Origin of the sequence: Pseudomonas alcaligenes (assembly GCF_041729615.1) — a bacterium.
GTDB classification, from domain to species: domain Bacteria; phylum Pseudomonadota; class Gammaproteobacteria; order Pseudomonadales; family Pseudomonadaceae; genus Aquipseudomonas; species Aquipseudomonas alcaligenes_B.
The window spans coordinates 3,131,153-3,152,870 of the sequence record NZ_CP154874.1; the positions used below are offsets into that span (position 1 = coordinate 3,131,153).

The window sequence follows — 21,718 nt, forward strand, 5'->3', positions numbered from 1 at the left end:
GGTGGCGGCATTATAGAGGGGCGCCGCTGCGGATAGCAGTGCCTGCAACAGCTTGTGAGGAATAACCATGGCCATCGCCCTGCGTACCCTGGTCGAAGAGGCCGACCGCTACCTGAATGCCCAGCGCATCGCCGACTACTGCCCCAACGGCCTGCAGGTCGAGGGCCGCCCGCAGGTGCGGCGCATCGTCAGCGGCGTCACCGCCAGCCAGGCGTTGCTGGATGCCGCGGTGGAGGCCGAGGCCGACGTGGTGCTGGTGCACCACGGCTACTTCTGGAAAGGCGAGGACGCCTGCATCACCGGCATGAAGCGCCGCCGCCTGCAGACCCTGCTGGGAAACGACATCAGCCTGCTGGCCTATCACCTGCCGCTGGACCTGCACCCGGAAGTCGGCAACAACGTGCAGCTGGCGCGCCAGCTGGACATCACGGTCGAGGGGCCGCTCGATCCGGACAATCCCAAGGTGGTCGGCCTGCTCGGCTCGCTGGCCGAGCCCATGAGCGCCCGCGACTTCGCCCGCCGGGTGCAGGAAGTGCTGGGGCGCGAGCCGCTGCTGGTGGAAGGCCAGGGCATGGTGCGCCGGGTCGGCTGGTGCACCGGCGGTGGCCAGGGTTATATCGACCAGGCCATCGCCGCCGGGGTCGATCTGTTCCTCACCGGCGAAGCCTCCGAACAGACCTTCCACAGCGCCCGCGAGAACGGTGTCGGCTTCATCGCCGCCGGCCATCACGCCACCGAGCGCTATGGCGTACAGGCCCTGGGCGATTACCTGGCGCGGCGCTTCGCCATCGAGCATCTGTTCATCGACTGCCCCAACCCGGTCTGAACTAGCGGACATATGCCTAGATCGTTTCGATCTAACAGCCTGTCTCAATAGAAGAGAGCGCTGTGCTAGAGTGCGCGCTCGTCCACGGCCCGCGGCCGTCCATCCCTGATCGTGATTAGCCATGCTCGACAAACTGACGCACCTGAAACAGCTCGAGGCGGAAAGCATCCACATCATCCGTGAAGTGGCCGCCGAGTTCGACAACCCGGTGATGCTGTACTCCATCGGTAAAGATTCCGCCGTGATGCTGCACCTCGCGCGCAAGGCCTTCTTCCCCGGCAAGCTGCCGTTCCCGGTGCTGCACGTCGATACCCGCTGGAAGTTCCAGGAGATGTATCGCTTCCGCGAGAAGATGGTCAGTGACTACGGTCTGGACCTGCTCACCCACATCAACCCCGATGGCGTGGCGCAGGACATGAACCCCTTCACCTACGGCAGTGCCAAGCACACCGACGTGATGAAGACCGAGGGCCTCAAGCAGGCGCTGGACAAGTACGGCTTCGACGCCGCCTTCGGTGGCGCGCGCCGCGACGAAGAGAAATCCCGCGCCAAGGAGCGCGTGTATTCCTTCCGCGACAGCAAGCACCGCTGGGACCCGAAGAACCAGCGTCCCGAGCTGTGGAACGTGTACAACGGCAAGGTCAAGAAGGGCGAGTCGATCCGCGTGTTCCCGCTGTCCAACTGGACCGAGCTGGACATCTGGCAGTACATCTACCTGGAGCAGATCCCGATCGTGCCGCTGTACTTCGCCGCCGAGCGCGAAGTGATCGAGATGAACGGCGCGCTGATCATGATCGACGACGAGCGCATCCTGCAGTACCTGACGCCCGAGCAGAAGGCCAGCATCACCAAGAAGATGGTGCGCTTCCGCACCCTCGGCTGCTACCCGCTGACCGGCGCCGTGGAGTCCACCGCCACCACGCTGCCGGAAATCATCCAGGAAATGCTCCTGACCCGTACTTCCGAGCGCCAGGGCCGCGTGATCGACCACGACCAGGCCGGCTCGATGGAAGAAAAGAAACGTCAGGGCTACTTCTAAGGATTCTGCATCATGAGCCATCAATCCGATCTGATCAGCCAGGACATCCTCGCCTACCTGGCCCAGCACGAACGCAAGGAACTGCTGCGCTTCCTCACCTGCGGCAACGTCGACGACGGCAAGAGCACCCTGATCGGGCGCCTGCTGCACGACTCCAAGATGATCTACGAAGACCATCTGGAAGCCATCACCAAGGACTCCAAGAAGGTCGGCACCACCGGTGACGACGTCGACCTGGCGCTGCTGGTGGACGGCCTGCAGGCCGAGCGCGAGCAGGGCATCACCATCGATGTGGCCTACCGCTACTTCTCGACCGCCAAGCGCAAGTTCATCATCGCCGACACCCCCGGCCATGAGCAGTACACCCGCAACATGGCCACCGGCGCCTCGACCTGCGACCTGGCCATCATCCTGATCGACGCCCGCTACGGCGTGCAGACCCAGACCAAGCGCCACAGCTTTATCGCTTCCTTGCTCGGGATTAAGCACATCGTCGTGGCCATCAACAAGATGGACCTCAAGGGCTTCGACCAGGGCGTGTTCGAGCAGATCAAGGCCGACTACCTGGCCTTCGCTGACAAGATCAACCTCAAGCCCAGCTCGCTGCACTTCGTGCCGATGTCGGCGCTCAAGGGCGACAACGTGGTCAACCGTTCCGAGCGCTCGCCCTGGTACGACGGCCAGTCGCTGATGGAAATCCTCGAAAGCGTGGAGATTGCCGGCGACCGCAACCTCAACGACATGCGCTTCCCGGTGCAGTACGTCAATCGCCCGAACCTGAACTTCCGCGGCTTCGCCGGCACCCTGGCCAGCGGCGTGGTGCACAAGGGCGACGAAGTGATCGCCCTGCCGTCGGGCAAGGGCAGCAAGATCAAGTCCATCGTCACCTTCGAGGGCGAGCTGGAACAGGCCGGCCCGGGCCAGGCCATCACCCTGACCCTGGAAGACGAGATCGACGTGTCGCGCGGCGACATGCTGGTGCATGCCGACAACCGTCCGCAGGTCACCGACAGCTTCGACGCCATGCTGGTGTGGATGGCCGAGGAGCCGATGCTGCCGGGCAAGAAATACGACATCAAGCGCGCCACCAGCTACGTGCCGGGCTCGATCCCGAGCATCGTCCACCGCGTCGACGTCAATACCCTGGAGCGGGGGCCGGCCAGCAGCCTGCAGCTGAACGAGATCGGCCGGGTCAAGGTGGCCCTGGATGCGCCCATCGCCCTCGACGGCTACGAGCACAACCGCACCACTGGCGCCTTCATCGTCATCGACCGCCTGACCAACGGCACCGTCGGTGCCGGCATGATCATCGCCGATCCGGTCGGCGCCCAGGGCGGCGGTCACCACGGCAAGTTGGCCCACGTGTCCACCGAGGAGCGTGCCGCGCGCTTCGGCCAGCAGCCGGCCACCGTGCTGTTCTCGGGCCTGTCCGGCGCCGGCAAGAGCACCCTGGCCTATGCCGTGGAGCGCAAGCTGTTCGACATGGGCCGTGCCGTCTATGTGCTGGATGGCCAGAACCTGCGCCACGACCTGAACAAGGGCCTGCCGCAGGACCGTGCCGGGCGTGCCGAGAACTGGCGGCGTGCCGCCCAGGTGGCCAAGCAGTTCAATGAGGCCGGCCTGCTGACCCTTGCCGCCTTCGTCGCCCCGGATGCCGAGGGCCGCGAACAGGCCAAGGCCATCGTCGGCGCCGAGCGCCTGCTCACCGTCTATGTGCAGGCCTCGCCGGCCGTGTGCCGCGAGCGCGACCCCCAGGGCCTGTATGCCGCCGGTGGCGACAACATCCCGGGCGAGTCCTTCGCCTACGACGTGCCGCTGGATGCCGATCTGGTCATCGACACCCAGGCCATGTCGGTGGAGGAGGGCGTCAAGCAGGTGCTGGATCTGCTGCGTAGCCGCGGCGCGATCTAAACCCGCCGGACCGACAAGCCCCGCCATGCGGGGCTTTTTTGTGCGCGGTCGCAGGCGGCGCATGAGCTATCGCCGCCCATAAAAAAGCCCCGCCAGTGCGGGGCTTGTGTACGGCTGTCGATCAGCGCTTGAGGCCGAAGCTCTCGTCCAGGGTGCCGGGAGCGTCCGGCTCCTTGGGCGCGTAGTCCTTGGGCGCCTCGGTGCTCTTCGGCGGGGTCAGGCGCTCGCGCGGGGCTTTCACGTCCTCGGTGTTCAGCGCGGCCAGCAGGCGCTGGCGGGTCAGTTCGTCGGCGGCCAGGCGATTGGCGCCCTCGGACAGGTGTTCCTGCACTTCCTGGTAGCTCTGGGTCAGGCGCTTGACCAGGCTGGCGGTGGTATTGAAGTGGGTCACCACCTCGTTCTGGTAGCTGTCGAAGCGCTGCTGCAGCTCGTCCAGCTGGCGCTGGGTGCGGCTGGGTGCGGCATTGGGCAGCAGGCGCGCGGCCAGGAAGCCGATGGCCACGCCGGCGAGCAGGGCGATGGCGGGCAGCAGCCAGGGGGTGAGCGATTGTTCCACGAGTCCTTCCTCTGAAAGCGGCTTTGTTTTACGGTAGCGGCTCTCGCCGGCGCTGTATACCGCGGCAAAGCCCTGTTGTGCGATGTGCCTAACCAAGACGTGTCGACCCCGCCCGGGGTCACGGAGTTCCCGCTGTTGATCCGCGAAACCCCTCTTGCCATCGACGGCCCCTGCGGCCCGCTCGAGGCCCTCTGCTGTGAAGTGCCGGACGCCCGTGGCGTCGCCCTGATCTGCCATCCCAACCCGGTGCAGGGGGGCACCATGCTCAACAAGGTGGTCTCCACCCTGCAGCGCGCCGTGCGCGACATGGGCTACCACACCCTGCGCTTCAACTACCGCGGTGTCGGCGCCAGTGCCGGCAGCCATGACATGGGCAGCGGCGAAGTCGACGATGCCGAGGCCGTGGCGCACTGGCTGCGCGGGCAATACCCCGGGCTGCCGCTGACCCTGCTCGGTTTCTCCTTCGGTGGCTTCGTCGCCGGTGCCCTGGCCGGGCGCCTGGAAGACCAGGGTGTGGCCATTGCCAGGCTGTTCATGGTGGCACCGGCCGTGCATCGCCTGCAGGCGCCCGAACATCTGCCGCAGGGCGGCGAGCTGGTGGTGATCCAACCCGACCAGGATGAAGTCATCGCCCCCGAGGACGTCTATGCCTGGTCCGCGGGGCTGGCGCGTGCCCATGAGCTGCTGAAAGTGGCAGAATGCGGCCACTTTTTTCACGGCAAGTTGCCCGAGCTGAAAGACCTGGTGCAGCCCCGTATCCAATAAGTTGAAGCGAATACCCAGATGACCACCCGTATCCTCACCGGTATCACCACCACCGGCACCCCGCACCTGGGCAACTACGCCGGCGCCATCCGCCCGGCCATAGTCGCCAGCCGCGCCGCCGACGCCGATTCCTTCTATTTCCTCGCCGACTACCACGCGCTGATCAAGTGCGACGACCCGGCGCGCATCCAGCGCTCGCGCCTGGAGATCGCCGCCACCTGGCTGGCGCTGGGCCTGGATACCGACAAGGCGACCTTCTATCGCCAGTCCGATATCCCCGAGATCCCCGAGCTGTGCTGGCTGCTCACCTGCGTCGCCGGCAAGGGCCTGCTCAACCGCGCCCATGCCTACAAGGCGTCGGTGGACAAGAACGTCGAGGCCGGCGAAGACCCGGACGCCGGCATCACCATGGGCCTGTTCAGCTACCCGGTGCTGATGGCGGCGGACATTCTGATGTTCAACGCGCACAAGGTGCCGGTCGGCCGCGACCAGATCCAGCACGTGGAAATGGCGCGCGACATCGGCCAGCGCTTCAACCATCTGTTTGGTGCCGGCCGCGAGCTGTTCACCCTGCCCGAGGCGGTGATCGAGGAGGAGGTGGCGACCCTGCCCGGCCTCGACGGGCGCAAGATGAGCAAGAGCTACGACAACACCATCCCGCTGTTCGGCACGGCCAAGCAGCTGAAGGACGCCATCGCCCGCATCGTCACCGACTCCAAGCTGCCGGGCGAGCCCAAGGATGTCGACGGCTCGCACCTGTTCACCCTGTACCAGGCCTTCGCCAGCCAGGCGCAGCAGGCCGAGTTCCGTGCCGAGCTGGAAGGCGGCCTGGCCTGGGGCGAGGCGAAGAACCGCCTGTACCAGCTGCTGGAGAACGAGCTGGGCGAGGCGCGCGAGCGCTACAACGCGCTGATCGCTAGGCCCGCCGACCTGGAGGACATCCTCCTGGCCGGCGCGGCCAAGGCGCGCAGGATCGCCACCCCCTTCCTCGGTGAGCTGCGTGAGGCGGTGGGCCTGCGCTCGTTCCGCGAGCAGGTGCAGGTCGCCGCTGGCGAGAAGAAGAAGGCCGCCAAAAGCGCGCGCTTCGTCAGCTTCCGCGACGACGACGGCAGCTTCCGCTTCCGCCTGCTGGATGCTTCGGGCGAGCAGCTGCTGCTGTCGAAATCCTTCGCCGATGGCAAGGCCGCCGGCCAGGCCAGCAAGGCCCTGCAGTCCGGCGCCGAGCTGGATGTGCGCAGCGAGGGGCTGAGCTTCTCGGTGTGGCTGGGCGACGAGCAGATCGGTGACAGCCCGGCCTTTGCCGATGACGGCGCGCTGCAACAGGCCATCGCCCGCCTGCACGAGGCGCTCGCCCCGCAGGAGTGAGGCGCACGGCACGATTGCCAAGCCACGGGGCCGTCGCTAAAGTGACCGCCCCGTTTTTGTTACCGAAGTTCCCAGCATGACTCCTCTTGAGCGTTATCAGGCCGATCTGAAGCGGCCGGACTTCTTCCACGATGCCGCACAGGAAAACGCCGTGCGTCACCTGCAGCGCCTGTACGACGAGCTGGTGGCCGACTCCAAGGCGTCCTCCGGGCTGCTCGGCAAGCTGTTCGGCAAGAAGCGCCAGGGGCCGGTCAAGGGCATCTATTTCTGGGGCGGCGTCGGCCGCGGCAAGACCTACCTGGTCGACACCTTCTTCGATGCGCTGCCCTTCGAGCAGAAGATGCGCACCCACTTCCACCGCTTCATGAAGCGCGTGCACGAGGAAATGCGCACCCTCAAGGGCGAGAAGAACCCGCTGACCATCATCGGCAAGCGCTTCGCCGACGAGGCACGGGTGATCTGCTTCGACGAGTTCTTCGTCAGCGACATCACCGACGCCATGATCCTCGCCACCCTGTTGGAAGAGCTGTTCAAGAACGGCGTGAGCCTGGTGGCCACCTCCAACATCGTGCCGGACGGCCTGTACCGCGACGGCCTGCAGCGCGCGCGTTTCCTGCCGGCCATCGCCCTGCTCAAGCAGCACACCGAGATCGTCAACGTCGACAGCGGCGTGGACTACCGCCTGCGCGCCCTGGAGCAGGCCGAGCTGTTCCACTTCCCGCTGGACGCCGAGGCCGAGATCAGCCTGGAGAAGAGCTTCCGCAGCCTGCTGCCGGAGCACTGCCAGGTGGAAGAGAACAAGACGCTGATGATCGAGAACCGCCCGATCGTGGCGCGCAAGGAGGGCGACGACATCGCCTGGTTCGATTTCCGCGAGCTGTGCGACGGCCCGCGCAGCCAGAACGACTACATCGAGCTGGGCAAGATCTACCACGCGGTGATCCTGTCCAACGTCGAGCAGATGAGCGTAGCCAAGGACGACATGGCGCGGCGCTTCATCAACCTTGTGGACGAGTTCTACGACCGCAACGTCAAGCTGATCATCTCCGCCGAGGTGGAGCTGAAGGATCTGTACAGCGGCGGCCGGCTGAACTTCGAGTTCCAGCGCACCCTCAGCCGTCTGCTGGAGATGCAGTCGCACGAGTTCCTCTCGCGTCCGCACAAACCCTGAGTTGGCAGGCTCGGACACGAAAAGGGCTGCCCACGGGCAGCCCTTTTGCGTTTCAGGCGGCTTGCGCTCAGGTGGCCTGCACTCAGGCGCCTTCCTTGTGCTGGAACTGCCTGCGGTACTGGTTCGGCGACAGCTCGGCGTGCTGGCGGAACAGGCGGGCGAAGAAGCTGGCGTCGTCGTAGCCGACCTCGTAGCTGATGGTCTTGATGCTCTTGCGGGTGGAGGAGAGCAGGCCCTTGGCCGTTTCGATGCGCAGGCGCTGCAGGTAGTGCAGCGGCTTGTCGCCGGTCGCCGCCTGGAAGCGCCGCATGAAGTTGCGGATGCTCATGCCGTGTTGGCGCGCCACGTCCTCGATGCGGAACTTCTCGGCGAAATGCTCTTCCAGCCACTGTTGCACCTGCAGGATGGCCACGTCCTGGTGCAGCTTCTGCCCGCCGAAGCCGATGCGCCCCGGGCTGTAGCTGCGCTGGGTCTCGTAGAGGATGTCGCGCGCCACGCCCTGGGCGATGCCGGCGCCGCAGTAGCGTTCGATCAGGTAGATGTAGAGGTCGCAGGCCGAGGTGACGCCGCCGGCGCAGTACAGGTTGTCGGCGTCCGACAGGTGTTTTTCCTGGTTGAGCAGCACCCTGGGGAAGCGCTCGGCGAACTCGCGGAAGAATCGCCAGTAGGTGGTCGCCTCCTTGCCGTCGAGCAGTCCGGCCTGGGCCATCCAGAACACGCCGGTGGCCTCGCCGCAGATGGCGCTACCGGCGGCATGGCGCTCGCGCAGCCAGGGAATCACCTGCGGGTAGCGCTGGCAGAGGACGTCGAAATCGCCCCAGAAGGCCGGCAGTATGATCACCTCGGCGTCGTCCAGGGTGCCGTCCACCGGGATCAGCGCCTCGCTGAAACTGGTCACCGCCAGGCCGTCCGGGCTGAGCACGCGGATCTGGAAGGCCGAGCCGGCGCCCAGGCCCTGCTGCTTGCCGTGGCGCATCCCGGCCATGTGGAAGAAGTCGCGGGCCTGCATCAGGGTGGCGGCGAACACGCCGTCGGTGGCGAGTATGGCGATGCGTGTGGGCGGCATGGTTGTTGTTCTTGTAGGTGGTTAAATGGTCATGGCGTGGCTGGATCGTCTTATTTTTTGTCGCATGTGTCCAGTGCCCCCGGGGCGGTCCCTGGCCTAGAGTGGAGGCATCCGATGACCACTCAGACACAGGTGTAACAATGATTCCAAGAACCCTGTTCAGCTCCGAGCACGAGCTGTTCCGCGAGTCCGTCCGCAAGTTCTTCGAGCAGGAGGCGGTGCCCTTCCATGCCCAGTGGGAGAAGGACGGCCACATCGACCGCGCCCTGTGGAACAAGGCCGGCGAGGCCGGCATGCTCTGCTCGCACATCCCCGAGGAGTATGGCGGCATGGGCGCCGACTTCCTCTACAGCGCCGTGGTGATCGAGGAGCAGTCGCGCCTGGGCCTGTCCGGCGTGGGCTTCTCCCTGCACTCGGACATCGTCGCGCCCTACATCCTCCACTACGGCACGGAAGAGCAGAAGCTGCACTACCTGCCCAAGCTGGTCAGCGGCGAGCTGGTCACCGCCATCGCCATGACCGAGCCGGGCACCGGCTCCGATCTGCAGGGAGTGAAGACCACCGCCGTGCTGGACGGCGACGAGTACGTGATCAACGGCTCCAAGACCTTCATCACCAACGGCTGGCTGGCCGACCTGGTGATCGTCGTGGCCAAGACCGATGCCAAGGCCGGCGCCAAGGGCATCAGCCTGTTCCTGGTGGATGCCAAGACGCCCGGTTTCTCCAAGGGCAAGCGCCTGGAAAAGGTTGGCATGAAGGCGCAGGACACCTCCGAGCTGTTCTTCCAGGACGTGCGCATTCCCAAGGCCAACTTGCTGGGCAAGGAGGGCATGGGCTTCGTTTACCTGATGCAGGAACTGCCGCAGGAGCGCCTGACCGTCGGTGTTGGTGCCATCGCCTCGGCCGAGGCGGCGCTGAAGTGGACGCTGGACTACACCCGCGAGCGCAAGGCCTTCGGCCGCCCGGTGGCGGATTTCCAGAACACCCGCTTCAAGCTGGCCGAGATGGCCACCGAGATCCAGGTCGGTCGCGTGTTCGTCGATCGCTGCCTGGAGCTACACCTGAATAAGAAGCTCGATGTGCCGACCGCGGCCATGCTCAAGTACTGGGGCACCGACCTGCAGTGCAAGGTGATCGACGAGTGCGTGCAGCTGCACGGCGGCTACGGATACATGTGGGAATATCCGATCGCCCGCGCCTGGGCCGACTCGCGGGTGCAGCGCATCTACGCCGGCACCAACGAGATCATGAAGGAAATCATCAGCCGCGCCCTGTAAGGCTGGCAGATGCGAAAAGCCCGGCTCTGGCCGGGCTTTTTCGTTCAGGGTGCCGGGTTGGGCTGTTCGCGGTGGATCGCCTCGATGGCGGCCAGCAGTTCCTCGCTCAGCTCCAGGCTGAGACTGCCCAGGTTGCTCTCCAGTTGCTCCAGGCTGGTGGCACCGATGATGTTGCTGGTGACGAAGGGCTGCCGGGTGACGAAGGCCAGGGCCATCTGCGCCGGGTCCAGGCCATGCTCCTTGGCCAGCGTCACGTAGCGGCTGCAGGCGGCGATGGCCTGCGGGTTGGTGTAGCGGGCGAAGCGGCTGAACAGGGTGATGCGCGCGTTGGCCGGGCGGGCGCCGTTCTCGTACTTGCCGGTGAGCATGCCGAAGGCCAGTGGCGAGTAGGCCAGCAGGCCGCACTGTTCGCGCATCGCTACCTCGGCCAGGCCGACCTCGAAGCTGCGGTTGAGCAGGTTGTAGGGGTTCTGGATCGACACTGCGCGCGGCAGGCCCAGGCTGTCGGCCAGTTGCAGGTATTTCATCGCGCCCCAGGCCGTCTCGTTGGACAGCCCGATGTGGCGGATCTTGCCGGCCTGCACCTGCTCGCCGAGCACCTCCAGGGTTTCCTGCAGCGGGGTGAAGTCCTGTTCCTGGTGGCGATAGCCGAGTTGGCCGAAGAAATTGGTGCTGCGCTCGGGCCAGTGCAGCTGGTAGAGGTCGATCCAGTCGGTCTGCAGACGCTTGAGGCTGTCGTCCAGCGCCGCGACTATGTGTCGGCGGTTGTGCTTCAGCTGGCCGCCGCGGATGTAGTCGATGCCGTTGCCGGGGCCGGCCACCTTGCTCGCCAGGACCCAGTCGGCGCGGTTACCGCGGGCTTTGAAGTAGTTGCCGATGATGCGTTCGGTGGCGCCGTAGGTATCGCGGCGCGGCGGCACCGGGTACATCTCGGCGGTATCGAGGAAGTTGATGCCGCAGGCCCTGGCGCGGTCGATCTGGGCGAAGCCCTCGGCCTCGCTGTTCTGTTCGCCCCAGGTCATGCTGCCCAGGCACAGGGCGCTGACCTGCAGATCGCTGCGGCCCAGTTGGCGATATTCCATGTGCTGCTCCTCGGTTCAAGCGCAAAGGCCAAGCATAAAGCAGGTTGCTATTTCTGCAGCAATCGGCATAATTCCGCGGCTTTCTCGGCGGGGATGCCTAGCCTGTTCGAGAAGGAAGGTGGGGATGCCTAGCCCACCGAACCCCCGCCGTAGCGGACGCGCTGACCCGAGCCCCCGACAGCGTCTGTTTCCGGCTGTCTTTGACCTTGTCAAAGCAAGCACTATTCAGTAAGATCCGCCGTCTTATTTTCAGGGCGGCCCCTGAGGCTATAGCGAATGAAGACTTTTACTGCAAAACCGGAAACTGTTAAGCGCGACTGGTACGTCGTCGACGCTGCAGGTCAGACCCTGGGTCGTCTGGCCACCGAAATCGCCAGCCGTCTGCGCGGCAAGCACAAGCCGGAATACACCCCGCACGTTGACACCGGCGACTACATCGTCGTGATCAACGCCGAGCAGGTGCGTGTCACCGGCGCCAAGACCAGCGACAAGATGTACTACTCGCACTCCGGCTTCCCGGGCGGCATCAAGGAAATCAGCTTCGAGAAGCTGATCGCCAAGGCCCCCGAGCGCGTGATCGAGACCGCGGTCAAGGGCATGCTGCCGAAGAACCCGCTGGGTCGCGACATGTATCGCAAGCTGAAGGTGTACAAGGGTGCCAACCACCCGCACACCGCTCAGCAGCCCCAAGAACTGAAGATTTAACGGAATAGTTCATTATGTCGGCGACTCAAAACTACGGCACTGGCCGTCGCAAGACCGCAACCGCGCGCGTATTCCTGCGCCCGGGTACTGGCAAGATCTCCATCAACAATCGCAGCCTGGATAACTTCTTCGGCCGCGAGACCGCTCGCATGGTCGTGCGTCAGCCGCTGGAGCTGACCGAGACCACCGAGAAGTTCGACATCTACGTCACCGTGCTCGGTGGTGGTGTCAGCGGCCAGGCCGGTGCCATCCGTCACGGCATCACCCGCGCCCTGATCGAGTACGACGAGAGCCTGCGCAGCCCGCTGCGTAAAGCCGGTTACGTCACTCGTGACGCCCGTGAAGTCGAGCGTAAGAAAGTGGGTCTGCGCAAAGCGCGTAAGCGTCCGCAGTACTCCAAGCGTTAATTCGCTGCTACGTTCAAAGGCGCCCAGTTTCCTGTTGGAACTGGGCGTTTTTTATTGTGCCGGTTTTTCTCTGCGACAACCTGTCGCATTGGTGAAAAGCCCGATTTGCAAGGCCTGCGACCATTTTGTATCCGGTAATTACCTTGTCAGAAAAGGGGCTTTTCTTTACCATTCGGCAAATTTTGTGCGGCCCGATTTATTACTTAGTAGAGGCCTGACAACAGGCCACAAAGCTGATGGGAGACGACTGAATGAGCAATGACGGCGTGAATGCAGGCCGGCGTCGCTTCCTGGTGGCGGCCACCTCGGTGGTCGGCGCTGCCGGAGCGGTGGGTGCTGCGACTCCGTTCGTGGGGTCATGGTTCCCCAGTGCCAAGGCCAAGGCGGCTGGTGCACCGGTGAAAGTGAATATCGCCAAGGTCGAACCCGGCCAGCAGATGGTTGCCGAATGGCGCGGTCAGCCGGTGTTCATCGTGCGCCGCACCGAGGAAATCCTGGCCAACCTGGCCAAGATCGAGGGCAGCGTTGCCGATCCCGAGTCCGCCGCCTCCGTGCAGCCGGACTATGTCGACAAGAAGAACCGCTCGATCAAGCCGGAAATCCTGGTGCTGGTCGGCCTGTGCACCCACCTGGGTTGCTCGCCGTCCTTCCGTCCGGAAGTGGCGCCGGCGGATATGGGGCCGGACTGGGTCGGTGGTTACTTCTGCCCCTGCCACGGCTCGCGCTATGACATGGCCGGTCGTGTCTACAAGGCCCAGCCCGCGCCGCTGAACCTGCCGGTTCCGCCGCATTCCTACGAGTCCGATGAGATCATGATCATCGGCGTGGACCAGGAGAAAGCATGATGGAAAAATTCATGGCCTGGATCGATGCGCGCTTCCCCGCGACCAAGATGTGGGAAGACCATCTGAGCAAGTACTACGCCCCGAAGAACTTCAACTTCTTCTATTTCTTCGGTTCGCTGGCCCTGCTGGTGCTGGTTAACCAGATCCTCACCGGCATCTGGCTGACCATGAGCTTCACCCCGTCCGCCGAGGAGGCCTTCGCCTCCGTCGAGTACATCATGCGCGACGTGGAGTACGGCTGGATCATCCGCTACCTGCACTCCACCGGTGCCTCCGCGTTCTTCGTGGTGGTCTACCTGCACATGTTCCGCGGCCTGCTCTACGGCTCCTATCAGAAGCCGCGCGAGCTGGTGTGGATCTTCGGCATGCTGATCTACCTGTGCCTGATGGCCGAAGCCTTCATGGGCTACCTGCTGCCGTGGGGTCAGATGTCCTACTGGGGTGCCCAGGTGATCATCTCGCTGTTCGGTGCCATCCCGGTGATCGGCGATGACCTGACCCAGTGGATCCGTGGTGACTACCTGATTTCCGGCATCACCCTGAACCGCTTCTTCGCCCTGCACGTGATCGCCCTGCCGATCGTCCTGCTCGGCCTGGTCGTGCTGCACATCCTGGCACTGCACGAAGTAGGTTCGAACAACCCCGATGGTGTGGACATCAAGAAGAACAAGGACGCCAACGGCGTACCGGTCGACGGCATCGCCTTCCACCCGTACTACACCGTGAAGGACATCGTCGGTGTGGTGGTCTTCCTGTTCGTGTTCTGCGCCGTGGTGTTCTTCTTCCCGGAGATGGGCGGCTACTTCCTGGAGAAGCCGAATTTCGAGCAGGCCAACCCGTTCAAGACCCCGGCTCACATCGCCCCGGTTTGGTACTTCACCCCCTTCTACGCCATCCTGCGCGCCGTGCCGGACAAGCTGCTGGGTGTGATCGCCATGGGCGCGGCCATCGCCATCCTGTTCGTGCTGCCGTGGCTCGACCGTAGCCCGGTCAAATCCATGCGCTACAAGGGCTGGATGAGCAAGATCTGGCTGGTGATCTTCTGCGTGTCCTTCGTGATCCTCGGCGTGCTGGGCGTGCTGGCACCGACCCCGGGTCGTACCCTGCTGTCGCAGATCTGCACCGCGCTGTATTTCGCCTACTTCATCCTGATGCCGTTCTACACCCGGATGGAGAAGACTAAACCGGTTCCGGAAAGGGTGACTGGCTGATGAAGAAGCTATTTGCTGCATTTGTGTTCGCTGCTCTGCCGGCTTTCTCGCTGGCCGCAGGTGGGGTTGAATATCCGCTGGACAAGGTGGATATCGACCTGACCGACAAGGCCGCCATGCAGGACGGTGCGCGCACCTTCGCCAACTACTGCATGGGCTGCCACAGTGCCAAGTTCCAGCGCTACGAGCGCGTGGCCAAGGACCTGGGCATCCCGGAAGAGCTGATGATGGAGAACCTGGTGTTCACCGGCGCCAAGATCGGTGATCACATGAAGATCGGCATGCAGCCCGAAGACGCCAAGGTCTGGTTCGGTGCCGCCCCGCCCGACCTGACCCTGGTGGCGCGCGTGCGTGGCACCGACTGGCTGTACACCTACCTGCGCACCTTCTACGAGGACCCGACTCGTCCGCTGGGTGCCAACAACAAGGTGTTCCCGAACGTCGGCATGCCCAACGTGCTGGTCGGCCTGCAGGGTCGCCAGGTCATCGGCTGCAAGCAGGTTCAGGTGGTCGAGGATGGCAAGAAGCAGTACGACCCGCTGACCGGTGCGCCCATCACCCATGAGGCCTGCGATCAGCTGACCGTGGTGCCGGAAACCGGCAAGCTGAGCGAGGCCGAGTTCGACGAGAAGATTCACAACCTGGTGACCTTCCTCGCCTACTCGGCCAACCCGGTCAAGCTGGAGAGCCAGCGCATCGGTACCTATGTACTGCTGTACCTGGCCTTCTTCTTCGTGTTCGCCTACCTGCTGAAGCGCGAATACTGGAAGGACGTGCACTGATACCCCGCGTTACCGCTGTCGACGCACGCGCCCCCATGGGCGCGTGCGTCTTTCTGTTTCTGCTATTCCGAAAGCGAGGAGGGCGCCATGGCCGCGACCAATAAGCTGGCCTGTTATTCCGACCCTGCCGATCACTATTCCCATCGCGTGCGCCTGGTGCTCGCCGAGAAGGGTGTTGCTGCCGAGATCATCGATGTCCAGGCCGGGCGCTGCCCGCCCAAGCTGGCCGAGGTGAACCCCTACGGCAGCCTGCCTACCCTGGTCGACCGCGACCTGGCGTTGTACGAGTCCACCGTGGTGATGGAGTACCTCGACGAGCGTTACCCCCATCCGCCACTGTTGCCGGTCTATCCTGTGGCCAGGGCCAACAGCCGCCTGCTGATCCACCGCATCCAGCGCGACTGGTGCAAGCTGGTCGATCAGATTCTCGATTCGCGCACCAAGGAGGCCGACAGGACCCTGGCGCGCAAGGAGTTGCGCGAGAGCCTGACCGGCGTGTCGCCGCTGTTTGCCGACAAGCCATACTTCCTCAGCGAGGAGATGAGCCTGGTGGACTGCTGTCTGCTGCCGATCCTCTGGCGCCTGCCGCGGCTGGGTATCGAGCTGCCGCGTCCGGCCAAGCCGCTGCTGGACTACATGGAGCGGATGTTCGCCCGCGAGGCCTTCCAGGCCAGTCTGTCCAGCGTCGAGCGCGATATGCGCTGAGTAGGAGGAGAGCCGAGATGAATTCCAGTCGTCCCTACCTGGTGCGTGCGCTCTACGAGTGGATAGTCGACAACGACTGCACGCCACACCTGCTGGTCAATGCCGAGTTCCCCGGGGTGCGGGTGCCGGCCGGCTATGCCAACGATGGCCAGATCGTCCTCAATGTGTCGCCCAGTGCCGTGCGCAACCTGCACATGGACAACCAGGCGGTCAGCTTCGAGGGGCGCTTCGGTGGCGTGGCCCATTCCCTGTTCATTCCGGCCGGCGCCATGCTGGCGATCTACGCACGGGAGAACGGTCAGGGCATGGTCTTCGAACTGGAGCCGCCGGTGGATGACGAGGAGGCACCGGAGCCGGATGACGATGGCCCGTCCGGCGGCGAGCCGCCCAGGCCCAGTGGGCGACCCAGCCTCAAGGTGGTCAAGTAGGCAACAAAAAAGGCGATCCGAGGATCGCCTTTTTCATGTCTGCCGCGCTTCAGTTAGTGTACTGGTATAGCTGCACGACTTTCTGCACGCCGGACACGCTCTGCACCACGCGCGTGGCGTTGGCGCCCTCGGCGCGGGTGACCAGGCCCATCAGATAGACGATGCCGTTCTCGGTCACCACCTTGACCCGGGCACTCGGCACCTGGCTGTCGAACAGCATCTGGGTCTTGATCTTGGTGGTCAGCGCCGCGTCGTTGCTGCGTGCGGCCAGCGAGCTGGGCTGCAGGACCTGCAGCTCGTTGTGCACCTTGGTCACGCCCTGCACGGTGCGCGCCACCTGGCCGGCCTTGTCCTTGAGGTCGGCGCGCGGGGTCTGGCCGGCCAGCAGGATCACGCCGTTGTAGGCGGTCACCACGATGTGCGAGGTGGGCGCGGTGAGGTCGGCGTGGCTGCGGGAGATGCTGTTGGCCACATTGGGTTCGAGGAACTGATCGTCGATCTTGTTGCCGATGCTGCGGTTGCTGCAGCCGCCCAGGACCAGGCTCAGGGCAAGGGTGGCGAGGATCAGGGCATTGCGGGTCATTCTTCACTCCCGAACAGTTGACGGTCGATCAGGTCGCACAGGCAGTGGATCGCCAGCAGGTGCACTTCCTGAATGCGTGCGGTGACCTTGGAGGGCACGCGGATTTCCACATCCTCCGGCAGCAGCAGCGAGGCCATGCCGCCGCCGTCGCGACCGGTGAGGGCGACCACCACCATCTCGCGATCATGGGCGGCCTGGATGGCCTGGATCACGTTGGCCGAGTTGCCGCTGGTGGAGATCGCCAGCAGCACGTCGCCGGGGCGGCCGAGGGCGCGGATCTGCTTGGAGAACACCTCGTTGTAGCTGTAGTCGTTGGCGATCGAGGTGATGGTCGAGCTGTCGGTGGTCAGGGCGATGGCCGGCAGGCTGGGACGCTCGCGCTCGAAGCGGTTGAGCAGCTCCGAGGAGAAGTGCTGCGAGTCGCCGGCCGAGCCGCCGTTGCCGCAGGCGAGGATCTTGCCCTCGCCCAGTAGCGAATGGACCATCACCTGGCTGGCATGCTCGATGAAGGGCACCAGCACTTCCATGGCTTGCTGCTTGGTGTCGATGCTGGCCTGGAACATCTGGCGAATACGGGATTGCATATCCATGGAGGCGGAACCTTTGGTGTGCTGGCTGAGACAGCCGGGAAAAGGCGAAGTTGCAGCGGTTTTTACCCGAGCGGGGGCGGTGCGTCGACTAGAAATCCTCGATCGGGTCGATTCAGCTTTCGAAGGCGTTGCGCAGCCAGTTCAATGCCTCGCCCGGGGTCAGCGCTACCACGTCGAAGCGGCAGGGCTGTTGGCGCCAACGGCTCTCGCACTGCAGGAACTGCTCGGCGGCGAGGATCAGGCGCTGGCGCTTGCGCCCGTCGACGCTCTCCAGTGCGCCGCCCCAGGCGGCATGCTTGCGATAGCGAACTTCGACGAATACTACTGTATCGCCGTCGAGCATGACCAGATCGAGCTCGCCACCACGGCAGCGCCAGTTCTGCGCCAGCAGGCGCAGGCCATGCCTTTGCAGGTGGTCGCGGGCCCGCGCCTCGGCCTCGCGACCACTGTCCTGGCTGCTCTTAATTGATGCTGTCCGGCAGGCGCTGCACCTGGCCGCTGCGGAATTCGGCCCAGGGCAGTTGGCGCTCGATGCGTTGAGCCTGGTTCAGGCTGAGGTTGCCGGACAGGCCCTCGACGCGGCTTTCCGGCAGGGCCTTGAGCTGGCTCAGGCGCGGTGCCAGGCGGAAGGCGTCGACGCCCATGGCATAGAGGCGGCCGAGGCTGCCGGTGGCCTGCGGCCACTGCTGGCCGACTTGCTGGCGCAGCGGGTCGTTGGCGTCCAGCAGCCAGGGGGTCTCGCAGAAGCGGATACCTTCCAGGTCCTGGTACTGCGCCGGGTTCTGGCCGCCGGTGTAGAGGTGCGAGGTGGCATATACGGGCAGGTCGCCGGCGTACTGGAAGGCCAGGGTCGGCTTGATCTGCTGCGCCTGCTGCGGGGTGGCGGCGAGGAAGATGAAATCGATGTCCTGGCGCCGCGCCGGCAGGGCGGCCAGCTGGGTACCCAGGGTGTTCTGCAGGCGCTTGGCGCGGGCTTCGCTCTGGCGCAGCTGGAGCAGGTCGGCGATCTGCTGGGCCAGCTCCACCGGCTGGTCGACGTGTTCGGCGGCGATCAGGTTGCCGCCGGCGGCCTGCCAGCTCTGCTGGAAGGCGGCCAGCACGCGGTTGCCCCACTCGCCGCGCGGCACCAGTGCGACGGCGCTGCGCATGCCGTCGGCCCAGGCACGACGGGCCACTTCACGGGCTTCGTCCTCGGCGGCCAGGCCGAACTGGAACAGCTGGGCCGGTGCCTCGCGGCCGGCGTCGCTGTAGTTCAGGGCCAGGGTGGTCAGCGGCAGTTGCGGGCGCTCGCTGAGCTGCTTGACCAGCGGCTTCTCCAGCGGGCCGACCACCAGCTGTGCACCGTCGGCCTGGGCCTGGAGGTAGAAGTCATCCAGCGAGGACAGGCGCGAGCTGTCGTACAGCAGCACTTCCGGCGGGTTCAGGCCGGCCTGCTGGGCCTGGTAGTGGGCGGCCAGGAAGCCATCGCGCAGGGCACGGGCCACCGAGGCCAGCTGGCCATCCTGCGGCAGCAGCAGGGCGATCTTCTGCAGCGGCTGGCCGGCCAGCTCCTTGAGCTTGACCAGCGCCTGCGGCAGCTGCTCGGCGGCCGGGTGGCCGGCGTGCTGGTTCTTCCAGTCGTCGATGGCGGTCAGCTGCTGGTCCGGGGTGCCGGCGCTCTTGGTGGCGCGGGCCAGGCTCAGCCAGCCGTCCAGGTCGCTGTCGCCGGAGCCGATCAGCTGGCTCTGCGGCAGGCTGGAGACCAGCGTCCAGATGGCCTCGTGGTTGCTGCCGGCGGCTTCGCCGGAGAGCAGCGGGGCGATGAACACGCGCTCGCGGGCGGCGGCCAGGACCTGGCCGTCGGCTTCCAGGGCGCGTGCACGGACCAGCTGGGTGCGGATCTGCTGCTCCACCGGCAGCTCGCCCAGGCGCTCCAGGCTCGGGTGCTGCAGGGCCTTGAGCGCGCTTTTCGGCTTGTTGCGGGCCATGGCCAGCTCGGCGGCGAGGGTGCTGGCGAACACCTGCTGGGCCGGTTTCAGGCCTTCCAGGGGCACTTCGTCGAGGATGCGCGTGGCGCGACCGATATCCTGCTGGCGCCAGGCCTGGTCGGCGGCCGACAGGCGTAGCAGGGCGGCCTGCTCGGGCTGGCTGGTGGCGGCCTGCTGCAGCAGCTGGTCGATGCTGGCCTGCGGCGTGCGCGGCAGTTCGCCCAGACTGGACGAGGGCGAGCCGGCGCAGGCGGCGAGCAGGCCGGCGAGGCAGAGGACGGAGAGCGGGCGCAGGCAGGCGATCATCGAATACGTTCCCGGTACTGATCTGGAGAAAGGCGCGATTGTACCCAAGCCCCGTGGTGGGCGCGATGTCGCGGTCGTGAAACGGGCTACAATGCGCGCTTTCCGCAATCGAGGTGCGCCTGTGAGTGCTTCCCCTGTTCCTGCCGCCGGCACCCTGTACGTGGTCGCCACGCCGATCGGCAATCTGGACGACATCAGTGCGCGGGCGCTGCGTATCCTCGGCCAGGTGGCGCTGATCGCCGCGGAGGACACCCGGCATTCCGTGCGCCTGCTGCAGCACTTCGGCATCGCCACACCGTTGGCGGCCTGCCACGAGCACAACGAGCGCGACCAGGGCGGGCGCTTTCTCGCGCGCCTGCAGGCCGGCGAGGACGTGGCGCTGATCTCCGATGCCGGTACCCCGCTGATCTCCGATCCCGGCTTCCACCTGGTGCGTGCCGCACGTGCCGCCGGCATCCGCGTGGTGCCGGTGCCCGGTGCCTGTGCCCTGGTCGCCGCGCTGTCGGCGGCCGGCCTGCCGTCGGATCGCTTCGCCTTCGAAGGCTTCCTGCCGGCCAAGACCACCGGGCGCCGGGTGCGCCTGGAGCAGGTGCGGGAAGACGCGCGCACCCTCATTTATTACGAGGCGCCGCACCGCCTGCTCGAGTCCCTCGCCGACATGCGCGACATCTTCGGTGCGGATCGGCTGGCGGTGCTGGGCCGCGAGCTGACCAAGACCTTCGAGACTCTCAAGGGCCTGCCACTCGGGGAGTTGCATGACTGGGTGGCGGCCGACAGCAACCAGCAGCGCGGCGAATGCGTGATCCTGGTCGCCGGCTGGCAGGCGCCGGAAGGTGACGAGGCGGTGAGTGGCGAGGCGCTGCGCGTGCTCGACCTGCTGCTCGCCGAGTTGCCGCTCAAGCGCGCGGCGGCGCTGGCGGCGGAGATCACCGGGGTGCGCAAGAACCTGCTGTACCAGGCCGCCCTCGATCGGCAAAAGGACGCTTGAGCTTGTCCTGGCTCGCCGGGCTGGTTACCCTTGGCGGCGGAGAGTCGATCGGACAGTCGCTGCCTTCTTCATTGAAGGGGGAGGAAAGTCCGGGCTCCATAGGGCGGAGTGCCAGGTAACGCCTGGGAGGCGCGAGCCTACGGAAAGTGCCACAGAAAATAACCGCCTAAGCGCGCAAGCGCCGGTAAGGGTGAAAAGGTGCGGTAAGAGCGCACCGCACGGCTGGTAACAGTCCGTGGCTAGGCAAACCCCACTCGGAGCAAGACCAAATAGGGTTCCATTGGCGTGGCCCGCGCTGGAACCGGGTAGGTTGCTAGAGGCGTACAGCGATGTGCGTCGTAGAGGAATGACTGTCCTCGACAGAACCCGGCTTACAGATCGACTCTCCTCCTTTCTCTTCTATCTGCTTCATCTCGCAATACCGAAAAAATCTTACTCTTAAGAAACTACTTTAAGTTCGAAGTTTAGCTTCCTGAGCTCGCTGAAATTCGCCTCTCGAAACCCCTCGTTCTGCTTCTAAAAAAGCCCCCTTAGTTCGCTAAATCGCCGTCCCATAAGGATTTTTCCGAGTTGGCGCGCCTTGACGCTAGGGTCTGCGCATTCCTATAGTGTGCCGAAGTGGCACAAAGTGGAAAAAAGTGGGTCATAAGGGCATGGAAAGCTAATTACAGTGGGGAAGCGCAGCCTTGTTTCGTGGAGCTAACGCCATCAGTCTCGACGCCAAAGGGCGACTCGCGATGCCGAGCCGGTATCGCGACGAGCTCGTTTCGCGTTGTGGCGGCCAGCTCATCGTCACCATCGATGCCGTCGACCCCTGCCTGTGCGTCTATCCCCTGCCCGAGTGGGAGCTGATCGAGGCCAAGCTGCGTGACCTGCCGTCCCTGCGTGAAGAGACCCGCCGCCTGCAGCGCCTGTTGATCGGCAACGCCGTGGACATCGAGCTGGACGGCAGCGGCCGCTTCCTGGTGCCGCCGCGTCTGCGCGCGCATGCTGGCCTGGACAAGCACGCGATGCTGGTCGGCCAGCTGAATAAATTCCAACTGTGGAACGAGGACGCCTGGAACGCATTGGCCGATGCCGACCTGGCTGCCATCAAACAACCCGGCGCCCTGCCGGACGACCTGCGCGACCTGATCCTGTGAC

General features: G+C 65.0%; 23 protein-coding genes and 1 other RNA gene. 17 read left to right on the forward strand and 7 right to left on the reverse strand.

What is annotated here, in order from left to right; genetic code table 11:
• Window positions 1-67: 67 nt before the first annotated feature.
• The 3 genes from AAG092_RS15120 (at window position 68) to cysN (ending at window position 3,776) form a co-directional block, all read left to right on the forward strand.
• Complete coding sequence (locus AAG092_RS15120) at window positions 68-826, forward strand: Nif3-like dinuclear metal center hexameric protein (protein WP_373387304.1); 759 nt, start codon at window positions 68-70, stop codon at window positions 824-826.
• 121 nt (window positions 827-947) lie between these two features.
• On the forward strand, window positions 948-1,865 hold the full coding sequence (cysD, locus tag AAG092_RS15125) for a sulfate adenylyltransferase subunit CysD (RefSeq protein ID WP_373387305.1): 918 nt from the start codon (window positions 948-950) through the stop codon (window positions 1,863-1,865).
• A 12-nt stretch (window positions 1,866-1,877) separates the two neighbouring features.
• A complete protein-coding gene (cysN, locus tag AAG092_RS15130) occupies window positions 1,878-3,776 on the forward strand; it encodes a sulfate adenylyltransferase subunit CysN (RefSeq protein WP_373387306.1) in 1,899 nt (632 codons plus the stop codon).
• A gap of 121 nt (window positions 3,777-3,897) precedes the next feature.
• On the opposite strand, the gene AAG092_RS15135 is transcribed toward cysN, so the two are convergent.
• Window positions 3,898-4,332 (reverse strand): YhcB family protein, encoded by a 435-nt coding sequence (locus tag AAG092_RS15135; protein ID WP_373387307.1) that lies wholly within the window; start codon window positions 4,330-4,332, stop codon window positions 3,898-3,900.
• Between the two features lie 132 nt (window positions 4,333-4,464).
• Between AAG092_RS15135 and AAG092_RS15140 the strand changes: the two genes are divergently transcribed.
• The 3 genes from AAG092_RS15140 to zapE all read left to right on the forward strand — a co-directional run bounded on the left by AAG092_RS15140 (window position 4,465) and on the right by zapE (window position 7,633).
• Window positions 4,465-5,097: an alpha/beta hydrolase gene (locus AAG092_RS15140; RefSeq protein WP_373389604.1), complete on the forward strand. Its 633-nt coding sequence runs from the start codon at window positions 4,465-4,467 to the stop codon at window positions 5,095-5,097.
• Between the two features lie 18 nt (window positions 5,098-5,115).
• On the forward strand, window positions 5,116-6,462 hold the full coding sequence (locus AAG092_RS15145) for a tryptophan--tRNA ligase (RefSeq protein ID WP_373387308.1): 1,347 nt from the start codon (window positions 5,116-5,118) through the stop codon (window positions 6,460-6,462).
• A 76-nt stretch (window positions 6,463-6,538) separates the two neighbouring features.
• A complete protein-coding gene (zapE, locus tag AAG092_RS15150; protein WP_373387309.1) occupies window positions 6,539-7,633 on the forward strand; it encodes a cell division protein ZapE in 1,095 nt (364 codons plus the stop codon).
• An 82-nt stretch (window positions 7,634-7,715) separates the two neighbouring features.
• Here zapE and AAG092_RS15155 read toward each other — a convergent pair whose 3' ends face one another.
• Window positions 7,716-8,618, reverse strand: a complete 903-nt coding sequence (locus AAG092_RS15155) for a GlxA family transcriptional regulator (protein WP_373389605.1) — start codon at window positions 8,616-8,618, stop codon at window positions 7,716-7,718.
• A 221-nt stretch (window positions 8,619-8,839) separates the two neighbouring features.
• Between AAG092_RS15155 and AAG092_RS15160 the strand changes: the two genes are divergently transcribed.
• Window positions 8,840-9,976, forward strand: coding sequence for an acyl-CoA dehydrogenase family protein (locus AAG092_RS15160; protein ID WP_373387310.1), 1,137 nt, complete (start codon window positions 8,840-8,842; stop codon window positions 9,974-9,976).
• 44 nt (window positions 9,977-10,020) lie between these two features.
• On the opposite strand, the gene AAG092_RS15165 is transcribed toward AAG092_RS15160, so the two are convergent.
• Window positions 10,021-11,058 carry an NADP(H)-dependent aldo-keto reductase gene (locus AAG092_RS15165; RefSeq protein WP_373387311.1) on the reverse strand — a complete coding sequence of 346 codons (1,038 nt, stop codon included), beginning with the start codon at window positions 11,056-11,058 and terminating at the stop codon, window positions 10,021-10,023.
• Window positions 11,059-11,334: 276 nt separating this feature from the next.
• Here AAG092_RS15165 and rplM point away from each other — a divergent pair, with 276 nt between their 5' ends.
• From rplM to AAG092_RS15200, 7 genes are all read left to right on the forward strand, one after another.
• Window positions 11,335-11,763, forward strand: a complete 429-nt coding sequence (gene rplM, locus AAG092_RS15170; protein ID WP_021701333.1) for a 50S ribosomal protein L13 — start codon at window positions 11,335-11,337, stop codon at window positions 11,761-11,763.
• 14 nt (window positions 11,764-11,777) lie between these two features.
• The gene (gene rpsI / locus AAG092_RS15175; protein WP_021701334.1) at window positions 11,778-12,170 is read left to right on the forward strand and encodes a 30S ribosomal protein S9; all 393 of its coding nucleotides are present in this window, start codon (window positions 11,778-11,780) and stop codon (window positions 12,168-12,170) included.
• 251 nt (window positions 12,171-12,421) lie between these two features.
• The gene (petA, locus tag AAG092_RS15180) at window positions 12,422-13,015 is read left to right on the forward strand and encodes a ubiquinol-cytochrome c reductase iron-sulfur subunit (protein WP_373387312.1); all 594 of its coding nucleotides are present in this window, start codon (window positions 12,422-12,424) and stop codon (window positions 13,013-13,015) included.
• Window positions 13,015-14,226: a cytochrome bc complex cytochrome b subunit gene (locus AAG092_RS15185; protein ID WP_061903413.1), complete on the forward strand. Its 1,212-nt coding sequence runs from the start codon at window positions 13,015-13,017 to the stop codon at window positions 14,224-14,226. Before petA ends, AAG092_RS15185 begins: the two co-directional genes overlap by 1 nt.
• Window positions 14,226-15,008 carry a cytochrome c1 gene (locus AAG092_RS15190; RefSeq protein ID WP_373387313.1) on the forward strand — a complete coding sequence of 261 codons (783 nt, stop codon included), beginning with the start codon at window positions 14,226-14,228 and terminating at the stop codon, window positions 15,006-15,008. The genes AAG092_RS15185 and AAG092_RS15190 overlap by 1 nt, the downstream gene beginning before the upstream one ends.
• Window positions 15,009-15,095: 87 nt before the next feature.
• Entirely contained in the window at window positions 15,096-15,713 is a 618-nt protein-coding gene (locus tag AAG092_RS15195) for a glutathione S-transferase N-terminal domain-containing protein (protein ID WP_373387314.1), read from the forward strand.
• Between the two features lie 17 nt (window positions 15,714-15,730).
• On the forward strand, window positions 15,731-16,141 hold the full coding sequence (locus AAG092_RS15200) for a ClpXP protease specificity-enhancing factor (RefSeq protein ID WP_373387315.1): 411 nt from the start codon (window positions 15,731-15,733) through the stop codon (window positions 16,139-16,141).
• Window positions 16,142-16,190: 49 nt separating this feature from the next.
• Here AAG092_RS15200 and AAG092_RS15205 read toward each other — a convergent pair whose 3' ends face one another.
• The 4 genes from AAG092_RS15205 to AAG092_RS15220 all read right to left on the reverse strand — a co-directional run bounded on the left by AAG092_RS15205 (window position 16,191) and on the right by AAG092_RS15220 (window position 19,587).
• Window positions 16,191-16,724, reverse strand: a complete 534-nt coding sequence (locus tag AAG092_RS15205) for a BON domain-containing protein (RefSeq protein ID WP_373387316.1) — start codon at window positions 16,722-16,724, stop codon at window positions 16,191-16,193.
• On the reverse strand, window positions 16,721-17,314 hold the full coding sequence (locus AAG092_RS15210; protein ID WP_110683838.1) for a phosphoheptose isomerase: 594 nt from the start codon (window positions 17,312-17,314) through the stop codon (window positions 16,721-16,723). The genes AAG092_RS15205 and AAG092_RS15210 overlap by 4 nt, the downstream gene beginning before the upstream one ends.
• 112 nt (window positions 17,315-17,426) lie before the next feature.
• Window positions 17,427-17,780 (reverse strand): YraN family protein, encoded by a 354-nt coding sequence (locus AAG092_RS15215; protein WP_373389606.1) that lies wholly within the window; start codon window positions 17,778-17,780, stop codon window positions 17,427-17,429.
• A complete protein-coding gene (locus AAG092_RS15220) occupies window positions 17,776-19,587 on the reverse strand; it encodes a penicillin-binding protein activator (RefSeq protein ID WP_373387317.1) in 1,812 nt (603 codons plus the stop codon). The genes AAG092_RS15215 and AAG092_RS15220 overlap by 5 nt, the downstream gene beginning before the upstream one ends.
• Before the next feature lie 91 nt (window positions 19,588-19,678).
• On the opposite strand from AAG092_RS15220, the gene rsmI reads away from it, so the two are divergent.
• The 3 genes from rsmI to mraZ all read left to right on the forward strand — a co-directional run bounded on the left by rsmI (window position 19,679) and on the right by mraZ (window position 21,717).
• Complete coding sequence (gene rsmI, locus AAG092_RS15225) at window positions 19,679-20,575, forward strand: 16S rRNA (cytidine(1402)-2'-O)-methyltransferase (RefSeq protein ID WP_373387318.1); 897 nt, start codon at window positions 19,679-19,681, stop codon at window positions 20,573-20,575.
• 40 nt (window positions 20,576-20,615) lie between these two features.
• An RNA gene (gene rnpB / locus AAG092_RS15230) (RNase P RNA component class A) lies at window positions 20,616-20,965 on the forward strand.
• 296 nt (window positions 20,966-21,261) lie between these two features.
• Window positions 21,262-21,717 carry a division/cell wall cluster transcriptional repressor MraZ gene (mraZ, locus tag AAG092_RS15235; protein ID WP_110683842.1) on the forward strand — a complete coding sequence of 152 codons (456 nt, stop codon included), beginning with the start codon at window positions 21,262-21,264 and terminating at the stop codon, window positions 21,715-21,717.
• Window position 21,718: the final 1 nt, after the last annotated feature.